This window comes from Novosphingobium pokkalii, assembly GCF_014652855.1.
Lineage (GTDB): Bacteria > Pseudomonadota > Alphaproteobacteria > Sphingomonadales > Sphingomonadaceae > Novosphingobium > Novosphingobium pokkalii.
On record NZ_BMZP01000009.1, the window covers coordinates 173,266 to 186,185 of the forward strand.

Here is a 12,920-nt window from a genome sequence, read left to right on the forward strand (position 1 = left end):
TGAAATTTTCATATTGACGCAATCATGGCATTTCCTGATTAATACGGTCATGAACACGGCCCCCTTACCCGATAGCGGCATATCCCCCGGCCTGGCGCCGGGCAGCCGCGCGCGCATGACTTTTGCCGGTGCGCTGTCGGCCAACATGCTCAACATGATCGGCGTCGGCCCGTTCATCACCATCCCGCTCGCGCTCGCTGCCATGGGCGGGCCGCAGGCGCTGCTGGGCTGGCTGCTCGGCGCAGTGCTGTGCCTGTGCGACGGATTCGTCTGGGCCGAACTCGGCTCGGCCCTGCCTCGCTCGGGCGGCTCGTTCCACTACCTGCGCGAGGCGTTCGGCCCGCAGGGCCTGGGGCGCCTGCTCGGCTTTCTCTATCTGTGGCAGACGCTGCTGATCGGCCCAATGTCGATCGCTTCGGGCACGGTGGGCATGGCCCACTATCTCACCTGGCTGGAACCGGGCCTGTCCGCCACCGCGATTGCCGCGATCGCCGCCACGGTATGCCTGGTCAACCTCGTCCTGCTGTGGCGCGATATCCGCGTCATCGGCATGCTCTCGGTTGCCACCAGCGTGATCGTGATCGGCTCGTGCCTGTGGATCATCGCGTCGGGCGCGGTGCATTTCGATGCCGCACGCGCCTTTTCCTTTCCGCCCCATGCCTTCGTCATCGACGGCGGCTTCTGGATGGGCCTGGGCGCGGCCACGCTGATCGGGGTCTACGATTACGGCGGCTACAACACGATCTGCATGATCGGCGATGAAGTGGTCGAGCCGCGCCGCACCATCCCGCGCGCCGTGCTGTGGTCGATCCCGCTCGTCGCGCTGCTCTACATTGGCCTCAACCTGGCGATCCTGGGCGTGTTGCCCTGGCAGCAGGGGATGCAGTCCAAGGCCATCGTCGCCGATTTCATGGCGGCGATCTATGGCCCGATCGGCGGCCGCGTGGTGACGGTGCTGATTCTCATCGCTTCCTGGGCCTCGGCGCTGATGAACCTGCTCGGCGCCTCGCGCGTGCCCTATGCCGCCGCCCGCGCCGGGGATTTCCTTGCCGTGTTCGCGCGCACCAATGCGCGGGGCGATGTTCCCGCGGTCTCGCTGCTGTTCATGGGCTTGGCCTCGGCGCTTGCCTGCCTGGTCTCGCTCGACACGCTGATCGCGGTGATGATCGTGGTGCAGACGATGTTCCAGTATACTGCGCAGTGCGTGGCCGTGATCCTGCTGCGCCGCCGCCAGCCGCAGGCCGATCCCGGCCAGTTCCGCATGCCGCTCTATCCGCTGCCGGTGATCGTCACGCTGGCCGGGTGGGCCTATATCGTCACCACCGCCCGCCCGCTGCATATCCTGGCCGGCGCCGGGATGATCGTGGCCGGCACGCTCCTGTTCCTCGCCATCGCGCGCCGCGCGCGGCAATGGCCGTTTTCCTCGCTAAAGGCTTTCCGCCCATGACCGTCCGCCTCGATGTCGCCGTCGTCGGCGAAATCTATGTCGATCACATTTTCAGCGGCTTTCCCGCCTGGCCCCTGCCCGGCGAGGAAGTCACCACCGAAGCCTATACCCGCGAGATGGGCGGCGGCACCATCGCCACGGCCTGCGGCCTGGCACGGCTTGGCCGCAAGGTCGGCGTGGTCGGCCTGATCGGGGCAGACGACCGCGCCTGGTTCGAACAGCGCCTCGCCGGCTATGGCGTGGCGTTCGACGGCATCCGCATCGGCCAGGGCTTCACCGGCACCACGATCTCGATCTCCACGCCGCACGATCGCTCGTTCTTCACCCACATCGGCGTCAACACCGCCGTCGGCGCGCTGGCCATGGGCGATGGCCTCGCCACGCTCTGCGCCGCCGCGCACGTTCACTTCGCCATGCCGCTCCCGCCCGAGGTGGCGCAAGTCGTGCTGCCGCTGCTTGCCGCGCGCGGCATCACCACCTCGCTCGACATGGGCTATCAGCCCGAATGGCTGGCCAGCCCGGCCAACCGCGCCACGATCACCGGCGTCGATTACCTGATGCCCAACGAGAAGGAAGCCGAACTGCTGTTCGGCAGCACCGACGTCGGCACCTATTTCGACCATGCCGCGCGCATCGGCATCCGCAACCCGGTGCTCAAGCTGGGCGCGCGCGGCGCCGCCGCGCTGGACAATGGCGAGATCATCCACGTGCGCCCGCCCGTGGTGCAGGCCGTCGATGCCACCGGCGCGGGCGATGCCTTCGACGCCGGCTTCATCGATGCGCTGCTCGATGCCGCGCCGCTGCGCCGCCGCCTGGAGCGCGGCTGCATCACCGGCGCCCTTTCCACCCGCAAGCCGGGGGCGCTTGGCGGCATCCCCGATGCACAGGAGCTTTGGACTGTCCATGACCGCAACTATGCCCTCCACGACTGATCGCAAGCTGACCCTGATCGGCGGCGGCGGCGTCCGCACGCCGCTGGTCACGTTCGGCGTCAACGATGCCGCGCAGGCGCTGGGCGCGCGCGAACTGGTGCTGTGGGATCCCGATGCCGATCGCCTGGCGATCATGGCCGCGCTGGGCCGGGCCATCGTCCGCGCCGAAGGCGGCGACCTGATCGTGCGCGAGGCAACCAGTATCGAGGACGCGGTCGAAGGCGCTTCGTTCGTGATGAACTCGATCCGCGTTGGCGGCATCGCCGGGCGCGCCGCCGATGAACGCATCGCCATCCAGCACGGCTTTCCCGGCCAGGAAACCACTGGCCCGGCCGGCGCTGCCATGGCCCTGCGCACCGTGCCCATCGCCATCGAGCAGGCCCGCCTGGTCGAACGCCACGCGCCCGATGCCTGGATCGTCAACTTCACCAATCCCGCCGGCCTGATTACCCAGGCGATCGCCAACCACACCGGCGCCAAGATCGTGGGCATCTGCGACACGCCCACCGAACTGTTCCACAACATCGCCCACGCGCTGGGTGCCACGCTGGCCGATATCGAATGCGATTACGTCGGCCTCAACCACCTGGGCTGGGTGCGCGGCATTCGCCTGCACGGCGAAGACGTGTTCGACCGCGTGCTGGCCGACGATGCCATGCTGGACAAGCTCTATTCCGCCCCGGTGTTCGACAAAGCGATGATCCGCGCCCTGCGCCTCATTCCCACTGAATACCTGTTCTTCTACTATGAACGCCGCCGCGCCCTGGCCAACCAGCACCGCCACGGCTCCAGCCGCGGCACCGAGGTGGAGGCGCTCAACGTCTCGCTGATCGAGACGCTGCGCGATCGCCTGGGCGCCAACGATGGCCCGGGCGCGATTGCCGCCTATGCCGCCTATCTCAACCGCCGCTCGGGCTCGTACATGAAGCTTGAGGCAGAGGCCGGCTCGGCGTTCGATCCGGAAGCAACCTTCCACATCGACCCGTTCCGCGTCGCCAGCGGCTATCACCGCATCGCCATCGACGTGATGAGCGCGCTGACCGGGGCCAAGCCAGCCACGATCGTGGTCAACACCCGCAATCGCGGCGCCCTGCCCGATCTGCCGGACAGCGACATCGTCGAAACCAGCAGCACGATCACCGCAGACAGCATCGTCCCGCTGCCGATCGACCGCCTGCCCGATCCGGCGCTGGGCCTGGTCCATGGCATCAAGGCCTATGAACGCGCCGCGATCGAAGCGGCGCTCACCGGCGAGCGGCCCACCGCGCGCAAGGCCCTGCTGATCCATCCCGCCATCGGCGAATGGGATCCCACCGGGGCGATGCTGCACGACCTGCTCGATCCCACCTGCCAGCACTGCTGAGCCATGCTGTCGGCAAGCCGGCGCGCGATCCTGGCCGGCACGGCGGCATTGGCCACCGTGCTCGGTCGTTCCCCGATCGCCGCCGGTGCGCTTGCCGCCCCGGCGGCGGGGGTGCCTCCCCACTCCGGCCCTCCCCGCCGCCGGTTAGCGCTGGCAACCGACTGGCGCTTCCTGGCGGGAGACGTGCCCTTTGCCGCGCTCACCGATCATGAAGCCGCCTATGCCCACGCCAAGGCGGGCAATGCCAGCGGCGCCGCGGCCGAGGATTTCGACGACAGCGCCTGGGCCAGCGTCAGCCTGCCCCACGATTTCGCCCTGGCCCAGGCCCCCGATCCCCACGCCAACCCGGACCAGGCCTATCGCCCGCGCGGGCCGGGCTGGTATCGCCGCAGCTTCCGCCTCGATCCCGCCTGGCAGGGCGGCGCGCTCACCCTGGTGTTCGATGGCATCGCCACCAATGCCACGGTCTGGCTCAACGGCACGCTCGCCGCGCGCCATTTCGGCGGCTACACCGCGCTAGCGATAGACCTCGCCCCTTTCCCCCGTTTTGGCGAAGAACCCAACGTCCTGGCCGTGCAGGTGGACGCCAGCGACAGCGAAGGCTGGTGGTACGAGGGCGCCGGGCTCTATCGCGGCGTATGGATAGAGCATCGCCCGCCGGTCCACATAGTGCGCCACGGCCTCGTCACCCGTCCCGTCCCGCTGGCGGGTGAAGCAGGCGCCTGGACCATACCGGTGACGCTCGACCTCGCCAACACCACCGCCAGCCCGGCCGACGTGACGGTGGAAGCGCGCCTGCTTGCGCCCGACGGCACGCCGCTCGCCGCCGCGCGCACCGCGCTCACCCTGCCCGCGCAGGATGGCGCCCTGGCCAGCCTCACGCTCGCGGTGCCCGCCCCGCGCCTGTGGTCGCCCGAAGATCCCGCGCTGCACCGCCTGGAAACGCGCGTGCTGGTCGCCGGCGTGGAAAGCGACCGCGAAGACTGCGCCATCGGCCTGCGCACCCTGCGCTTCACCGCCGATCGCGGCCTGCTGCTCAATGGCCAGCCCTATCCGCTCAAGGGCGTCTGCGCGCATCAGGATCATGCCGGCGTCGGCGTGGCCGTGCCCGCCAGCCTGTGGGACTATCGCCTGCGCCGGTTGAAAGCGATGGGCGCCAATGCGCTGCGCACCGCGCACCATGCCCCCGCGCCCGAACTGCTCGACGCCGCCGACCGCCTCGGCATGCTGGTTCTGGCGGAAAACCGCACGCTCTCGGCCGCGCCCGATGCGCTCGACGCGCTGGCCGAGCTGGTGCGCCTGGGCCGCAACCATGCCTGCGTCCTCGCCTGGTCCTTGTGCAACGAGGAATCGATCCAGGCCAGCGCCATCGGCGTTGCCCTGGTCCGGCGGATGAAGGCCCTGGTCCGCCGCCTCGATCCCACGCGCGCCGTCACCGCGGCGCTCAATGGCGCGATGGAGGCGCAGCCCAACATTGCCGACGAACTGGACGTGGTCGGCTTCAACTATGGCCGCGCAGCGATAGACCCCTATCACGCTGCCCATCCCGATCGCCCCTTGCTGAGCAGCGAAGACACCTCCGCGCTGATGACTCGTGGTGCGCCCACCAGCGATGCCGCCGCCCACGTCATCGCCGATGACGACAGCATGGCCGTCGCCTGGGGCCAGACCCACGGCGCCGCCTGGGCCTTTCTCGCCCAGCGCCCCTGGCTCGCCGGTGGATTCCTGTGGACCGGCTTCGACTATCGCGGCGAAGCCACGCCGTTCGGATGGCCCAGCCAGTCGAGCTTCTTTGGCGCGATGGACTTGTGCGGCTTTGCCAAGAGCGCATTCCACATCCGCCGCGCCCTGTGGCTGGCCGAACCGGTGCTGACGATCTGGCCGCACTGGACCTTTCCCGGCCAAGAAGGCCAGCCGGTGTCGATCCTGGTCGCCAGCAACGCGCAAAGCGTCTCGCTGCATCTGGACGGGCAAGAAATCGCGCGTGCACCGGTCCACGAAGGCGCGGCGCGGCTGCGCCCGGTCTATGCCCCTGGCCGCCTCGTCGCGCGCGCCTGGCGCGATGGCGCGCTGGTGGCCGAAAGCGCCTGCGAAACCGCCGGCCCGGCGGTCGCCCTGCGCCTCTTGCCCGATCGCACGCGCATCACCGCCGATCGCGATGACGCCGTGCCGGTCACGGTCATGGCCGTCGATGCCCAGGGCCGCGCCGTGCCGATCGCGCAGACCGGCTTTGCGCTCGCCATCACCGGCGGCCGCATCCTCGGCGTGGGCAACGGCGATCCCAACCTGGCCCTGTCCGAAGCGCCCGCCAGCGATGGCCGCAGCGCGGCTCTGGCGCTGTTCAACGGACTGGCCCAGGTGATCGTCTGTGGGGAAGGCGCCGCAGGCAACACGCTCGAACTGGTCGCCCGCGCCGCCAACCTCGCGCCTGCGCACTGCGCCGTGCAGGTCGATCCGCCGCGCATCGCCACGCTGCCCGCGATTCCGCCCGCGCAAAGCCTCACCGAATGGCGCCAGGCCCCCGCCAGTGCGCAGCGCCCGGTGCCGGGGCAGAAGCTGGCAGAAGGCGACATGAATTCCTGGGCCTGGACCAAGCCGGGCGCCACCCAGCCATCCGATCCGGCTGCGCGCTGGGTGCTGCTGCACGTCTCGTTCACCCCGCGCCGCGCGGTGGCGACGGCGGGCGGCACGCTGCGCTTCGCCAGCCTCGCCGGCCGCGCCGAAATCTGGCTCGACGGCGCGCGCATCGCGGTCAAGGACGATCCCGCCCCCGGCCCGCTGCGCCTCCCCTTCCCGCCGGGCACCGGGGAGCGCCAGCTCGACGTGCTGTTCGACACCCTCGGCACCCTTTCGCAAACCGGCACCCGCTTCGGCATCGCCGGCACGGTCAGCCTCGCGCCGACGGTTTCCGCAAACGGTTCCCGCATCCGATCCTGAGGCCGGCTCATTGCTGCATTGCACCGCCAACCGGTAATCCCGGCGCGGCTTCGCGCCTATGATGCCAGGCAGGAAGGAACCCCCTTATGGAAATCACCCGCAAGCAAGACCTCGCCAGCGTGACGGGCCCGGCGGACTATTTCACCGGTTCGGTCACGATCACCGGCCAATTCCAGCGCCCCGCGCCCTCGCGCGTCTCTGGCGCGATCGTCCATTTCGAACCCGGCGCCCGCACCCATTGGCACACGCACCCGGCCGGGCAGACGCTGATCGTGACCGAGGGCGTGGGCTGGACGCAGATCGACGGCGGGCCCAAGCTGGAATTCCATGCCGGCGACATCCTGTGGTGCCCGGCCGAGCATCGCCACTGGCACGGCGCCACCCTCGACCAGGGCATGACCCATATCGCCATCCAGGAAGCAGTGGATGGCAGCCCGGTGACCTGGATGGAACCGGTCGAGGACGCGGTCTACCTTGCCCCGCTGGGCCACATGGTGCAACCCGACACGGCGGATTGATCACCCCCTTGGCGCCCGGCGCGCCTCATGCGGCGCGCCGGTGGCCCAGGTCATAGCCGCCGCTGCCCGCGCCGCCTTCGATGCGGAAGCTGGCGAACGACTGGGCCAGCATATTGACTTCGCGCGCCAGCGATTCGGTCGCAGCGGTGGTTTCCTCCACCATCGCGGCGTTCTGCTGGGTCATTCCGTCCATCGATCCGATCGCCTGGTTGATCTTGCTCAGCCCCTCGGATTGCTGCGTCGCGGTTTCGGAAATGGCCGAAATCACCCCGCCCACGCTGCTCACCTTGGCGATGATCCGCTGGAGGGACTCGCCGGTGTCGTGCACCAGGTCAGAGCCCGACCGCACATGCTCGGTCACCGCGCCGACGCGGGCCTTGATTTCCTGCGCCGCCTCGGCGCTGCGCTGGGCCAGGGCGCGCACTTCCGATGCCACCACGGCAAAGCCCTTGCCCGCCTCGCCCGCGCGCGCCGCTTCTACCCCGGCGTTGAGCGCCAGCAGGTTGGTCTGGAACGCGATCCCGTCGATCAGGGTGATGATTTCGGCAATCTCGCGGCTCGCCTGGTCCACGTCGCTCATCGCCGCAATCGCGCGACCCACCACGTCGCCGCCGCGCGCCGCCTCGCTGCGCGCTTCGGCCATGGCTTGGTTGGCGTTGTTGGTCAGGTCGGCATATTCCATCACCTTGCGCGTGATGTCGGCCATGGCGCTGGCCGAAGCCTGCACGTTGGCGGCCTGCCGCTCGCTGCGGTTGGACAAGTCTATGGTCGCCTGCTTGATCTCGCTCGTCGTGCTGTTGATGCTGGCAATGCTGCCCTTGACCGTGCGCATCGCGGCGGCCAGGCGGCCCAGCGCCTGGTTGAAATGATCGGCCAGCGCCTGGAAATCGGCCGGCAGTCCGTCCAGCCGCACGGTCAGGTCGGCATCGGCCAGCGCGTGCAGCCCGTCGGCCAGGCAGGCCATGGCTCGCTCGCGGTCGGCCACGGCCGCCACGCGCATGCGTGCCGCGTCGCGGAACACTTCCACCGCCCGCGCCATTTCACCCAGTTCGTCGTGGCGATCGGCGTCGGGAATGTCGATCTCGTTGTTGCCCTGCGCCAGTTGCTTCATCGTCTGGGTCAACAGCGTGATCGGCGCGGCAATCGCCCGGCTGAGCATGCGCGACAGGAAGAACGGCAGCCCGATCAGCAGCACGCCACCCAGCGCCAGCGTCGCCCAGGCCAGCGTGATCGCGTGGGCCTGGCTCGCGGTGTTGGCATCGATCGCCTCGCTCTGGATGTCACGCAGCTTGCGCAGCGGCAGCACCGCATCGGTCACCAGCACCGCCTTGCCCGCCGCGCGAACGGCGGCCTGGGCGCCCATCTGGTCGCCGGACTTGACCACGTCGATCATCTTGTCGCCCCAGTTCTTGCGCCACGCGAGCGTCGCCGCGCGCGATTGCATCACCAGGTCGCGCTGCGCCGGGTCGGTCAGGGTGCGTTCCAGCTCGGCGCTGACCTTGTCGTAATCGTCGCGCCCTTCGTAATAGGACTTGAGATACGAAGGGTCCGCCGTCACCAGATAGCCGCGCAACTGGCTGTTCTGCCGCAGCAGCGCGGTTTCCAGCGTCAGCGAGTCCGCATGCACGCCCCGGCTATAGTCGCTGCGTTCGGCCGAAGCACTGATCTGCGCGATGTTGAGCCCGAAGATCACGCTCATCAACGCCGCCGTCAGCGCGACGGCCATCAGGGCGAAGACCAGCTTGCGGGGAATGGGCAGGTTGCGTTCCATATGCGCTCTTTCGGCCAGGGCCATGGGATGGGAAACGAGATGTCAGAATTCGAGCCGCAGCGACCCGGTCACGGTGCGGCCATTGAGCACTTGCGCATTGGCCACGCCGCTGGCCGGGATGCTCGCTGCGGCCAGGCTCACGATGCCCAGCTTGTCGAACACGTTGTAGGCGCTCAGCCCCAGTTCCACCCGCTTGAGCGGCCGCACGAACAGATAGGGGCTGACGATCACATAGCCGGGCTGCTTGAGGATATTGCTGTCCTGGGCATAGCTGCTGGTCAGCCCGTTGAGCTGCGCGCCCACGTTGAACAGCGCGGTGGCATATTCGGGCCGCGCCTGGAACAGCAGCGAGGGCTGGTGGCGCGGGGTGTTGCCCACCAGCGTCGGATCAGTCAGGTCGCCGTCGATCCGCGCTTTCACATAGGTGGCACCCAGCGCCAGGTTGAAGGGCCCGCGATGCGCCGTCGCTTCCAGTTCCACGCCCTTGGCGCTGTAGTCGCGCACCACGCTGATCATGATCGGGCGGCCCGCGCCATCGGCGCCGATCTGGAAATCGCGCTCGGTAGTGGCGGCCCAGAACCCGGTGACATAGACCTCAAGCCCCGGCTTGCGCAGCTTGAACCCGCCTTCTGCCTGCTTCACCGGCGTTTTGGCGGCAGAGGAATCGATCGGCCGACCGGCCGCCACGTCCATGCCGGGCGTGAACAGCACGCGCTCCCCCGCCGCGCGCCCGCCCCGGCTGTAGCGCGCAAAGAGCGAGGCATCGGGTGCCAGGCGATAGTTCACGCCCACTGAATAGGACAGATAGCGATAGGTATAGTCCACAATGCCCGGCTGGCTGAGCGGCAGCACCGCCACCTTGCTTTCCGCCGCGCTGATCGTGCCATCGCGGTTCATGTCATAGGCAGTCAGCCCGCTGCGCCCATTGCCCAGTTCGGCACCATAGGTGTTGCCCTTCACCTTGCCCGTATCCAAGCGCAGGCTGCCGCCCAGGGCAAAGCGGCCGAACTGGTAATTGGCCGAGCCATAGGGCGCCAGGACGCGGTACTGCATGTCGTAATAGCGGTGATAGGCCGCCGGATTGGGCAGCATCACGAAGCTGTAGCCCATGATGCCGCCATCGGTCATGCGCGTGCCATTGGCCGCGGTCACGTCGATATAGCTGCTGCCGGCCTTGCCCTCCACGGAAACCACCGAATTGTTAAGGTTGGTGAGCACCTGCACGCTCTGCTGCGAGGCATAGAGCCCCACCGTGGTGGTCAGCTTGCCGCTGCCCAGGTTCCACACCCGCGTGGCGCGCAGATCGTTGGCCACATGATCCAGCTTGTTGATCTTGCCATACAATTCGAGCTGCAAGAACAGCAGGCCCGATCCCCCGCTCAACGTCGCGGGGGACGATATCGACTGCCCCGCATTGGGCCCGGTGGCATAGCTGAAGGTGGCGCCAGGCCCACCCACGATAGTGCCCATCGCCGCCGCCGGCCCGAACACGAAGGGCAACTCCTGGTTGAACGAGCCGCTGTTCGACGCATAGCGGAAGCGGTCCGAAACGGTCCAGCCGCCGATGTCGAACTGCGTTTCCACGCCAAAGGCGCGCGAAACGCCGTGGATACCGCGCCGCTGGTCGATGGCCATGGGATTGTTGTTCTCGTCCATGGTCAGGTTGGTGCTGGTATACTTGCTGTTCAGCGTATCGCGGCGCACGTCGGTGCCCGGCAGGCTGGCAATCGTCGGCTTGTCGTTGCTGCCGCTCAGCAGCACGGGATATTCGGCATTGGGCGGCTGGCGATCGTCCAGATATTTGCCGTAGAACCGCACATAGCCGCCGCCGACAAAATCGTGCGTCACGTTGAACTTCACCTGTCCGCCGGAAAAGCCGTTGTAGCCCAGGTGGCGCGGGCCTTCACCGATCCGGTAAAAACCGCCGATGTGAAAACGCCAGCCATGGCCGATCGGCGCGCCATAGGAAAAGTCGGCGCGGTTGAGGTCATAGCCCAGCCCGCCGGAATAGCGCACCGCGCCACCGGCTTCCTCGCCGGTCTTGGAAATCAGGTTGATCACCCCGCCCGGCGAATTCGAGGCAAAGGTGGAGGCCGATCCGCCGCGAATGGCCTGCACTTGCGACAGGCTCAGGTCCGCACGCACGAACGTGTCCATGGCGCCGAAGTGGATATCGCCGAATTCCAGCACGGGCAGCCCGTCTTCCTGGATCAGCAGATACTTGGAGCCATCGCCCGACAGCGGCAGGCCGCGTACGGTCATGGAGGAAAAGCCGTCGCTGCCGGTGCTTTCCACGCGAATGCCAGGCATGTTGCCGATGATTCCGGCCAGATTGCTCACGCCCAGGCGCGGCAGGTCCGTCTCGTCGAGAGAAGTCGCGGAAATCGCCGAGTCCAGCAGGTCGCGGCCCTTGGCCACCCCAGTGCTGAAAGTCTTGGCAGCGGGCGCCGGCGACGCGGTCGGCGTGCCGTCTGGCGCGCGTTCGGCCGGCGCATCGGGCGCCTCTGCGGCCAGGGCCTGGGCACAGAACGCGGGAAAGATGCAAGCCAGCAAGACAAAGCGGAGCGCCATTTTCAAACTTCTCCCGAAACCAAGGGTTATCGGCGGGATTAGGAAGAAAGCGCGAAATTATCCGTTGTGCGGATATAGGCAGATTTGCGGATGATTAACGCAAGGATTGAAACCGGGCCGCGCAGCTACGCATCATTACGTATCGCCCTGGCGAAATGGTCAGTCCAGCCACTCGATCCATTCGCCATAGGGATGGCAGCGGGCCAAGACCCGCGTCTGCCCCCGGCACGTGTCGCGCCCACACCAGTGCGTTGCCTGAAGCGTCACCGCCCGGCGATCGGCGGTCCATTCCAGCGCGATCCACGCCAGCGGCCGCTCGGGCGTGGCCGCCGCTCCGGCGCGGATGATCGCAGCGGTGATCTCGCCACGCTCGCCGGCCGAAAGATATTGCATGACCATCGAATGCACGATCACCCGGCGGCTGCCTGCCTCCTGCGGCGCGCTCAGCCGCTGTTCCAGCCAGGGTGCGGCACTGGCGCGCGCCACGCTGGGCGGATGGCGCCGGGCGATCGCCAGCGCAGCCGTCAGGCGTGCCAGCCGCTCCGGCCGGTCGGGCCAGACATAGGCCTGCATCCGCCGGGCGCTGGCCGGATCGCGCGGATCGATCGGCGCCAGGTCCACGCCCTGCGCCCGCGCGATATGCAGTGCGCCCTTGGGCGGCGATGGCCCGCGCCATTCCGGCGCCAGGCGCAGCGGCGATTGCGGCGGCCCGCATTGCGTGGTGCCCAAGGCAAAGCGATAGCGTCCCAGGTTCAGGTTCAGCCCCGCACTCGCCCCCAGCTCCAGCAGGTCCACCGGCATTGGTGCCTGTGCGTCCAGCGCCAGCAGCGCCGCAGCAAAAGCCGCCGAACGTGCCACTTCGTTGGTCTGGGTGGGGTGCGCCATCCACGCCAGGACAAAGCCCTGGTGCAGCGCCAGCGCCTCGGCCACCGCCGCATCGAAATCGCCCTCGCCGGCAGCAAACAGCGCCGCCAGGCGCGCCGGCTCGCCCGCCAGCGCCAGGGCATGCAGCGCCGAAGCCAGGCGGAACGCCACCGCGTCCGCGCCATATTCGCCCGGCCAGTTGTCGAACATCAGCGCCAGTTCGGGCGCCCGGTCCATTTGCCGCCAGGCCGCCTGCACCAGATTGGCCACGAACGGCGACCCCAGCGCGGCAATGCGCGCGGCATGTGCGCACAACGCATCGCGCCGCCGCCCCGCGCCGGCCTGCCCGGGGCTGTCATCCGGCGCTGCCCCTGCCGACGTGCTCGACGCCAGCCGATCCGCCCCCTGTGCGCTCTGCCATTCCACGCACGGGATATGGAAGATCGGCCCCTGACAGCCTCCCACCACGCCACCCGTAAAGCTGCGTAGCCTATGTCACCGCGCTCCTGTTCAAACC

At 68.3% G+C, this 12,920-nt stretch carries 8 protein-coding genes; 5 read left to right on the forward strand and 3 right to left on the reverse strand.

The features are described from left to right. Positions 1–49: 49 nt before the first annotated feature. From IE191_RS11765 to IE191_RS11785, 5 genes are all read left to right on the forward strand, one after another. Positions 50–1,447, forward strand: a complete 1,398-nt coding sequence (locus IE191_RS11765) for an APC family permease (RefSeq protein ID WP_229815285.1) — start codon at positions 50–52, stop codon at positions 1,445–1,447. Further along, the gene (locus tag IE191_RS11770; protein WP_191324549.1) at positions 1,444–2,379 is read left to right on the forward strand and encodes a carbohydrate kinase family protein; all 936 of its coding nucleotides are present in this window, start codon (positions 1,444–1,446) and stop codon (positions 2,377–2,379) included. The genes IE191_RS11765 and IE191_RS11770 overlap by 4 nt, the downstream gene beginning before the upstream one ends. Then, the gene (locus IE191_RS11775; protein ID WP_191324550.1) at positions 2,363–3,742 is read left to right on the forward strand and encodes a family 4 glycosyl hydrolase; all 1,380 of its coding nucleotides are present in this window, start codon (positions 2,363–2,365) and stop codon (positions 3,740–3,742) included. Before IE191_RS11770 ends, IE191_RS11775 begins: the two co-directional genes overlap by 17 nt. A 3-nt stretch (positions 3,743–3,745) precedes the next feature. After that, on the forward strand, positions 3,746–6,679 hold the full coding sequence (locus IE191_RS11780; protein ID WP_191324551.1) for a glycoside hydrolase family 2 TIM barrel-domain containing protein: 2,934 nt from the start codon (positions 3,746–3,748) through the stop codon (positions 6,677–6,679). An 86-nt stretch (positions 6,680–6,765) separates the two neighbouring features. After that, the gene (locus IE191_RS11785; protein ID WP_191324552.1) at positions 6,766–7,197 is read left to right on the forward strand and encodes a (R)-mandelonitrile lyase; all 432 of its coding nucleotides are present in this window, start codon (positions 6,766–6,768) and stop codon (positions 7,195–7,197) included. Positions 7,198–7,222: 25 nt separating this feature from the next. Here the strand turns inward: IE191_RS11785 and IE191_RS11790 are convergent, their stop codons facing one another. The 3 genes from IE191_RS11790 to IE191_RS11800 form a co-directional block, all read right to left on the reverse strand. Continuing rightward, positions 7,223–8,968, reverse strand: coding sequence for a methyl-accepting chemotaxis protein (locus IE191_RS11790; protein ID WP_191324553.1), 1,746 nt, complete (start codon positions 8,966–8,968; stop codon positions 7,223–7,225). 42 nt (positions 8,969–9,010) lie between these two features. Continuing rightward, positions 9,011–11,539, reverse strand: coding sequence for a TonB-dependent receptor (locus IE191_RS11795; protein ID WP_191324554.1), 2,529 nt, complete (start codon positions 11,537–11,539; stop codon positions 9,011–9,013). Between the two features lie 159 nt (positions 11,540–11,698). Continuing rightward, positions 11,699–12,829, reverse strand: a complete 1,131-nt coding sequence (locus IE191_RS11800) for a DUF2332 domain-containing protein (protein WP_191324555.1) — start codon at positions 12,827–12,829, stop codon at positions 11,699–11,701. Between the last annotated feature and the right edge of the window lie 91 nt (positions 12,830–12,920).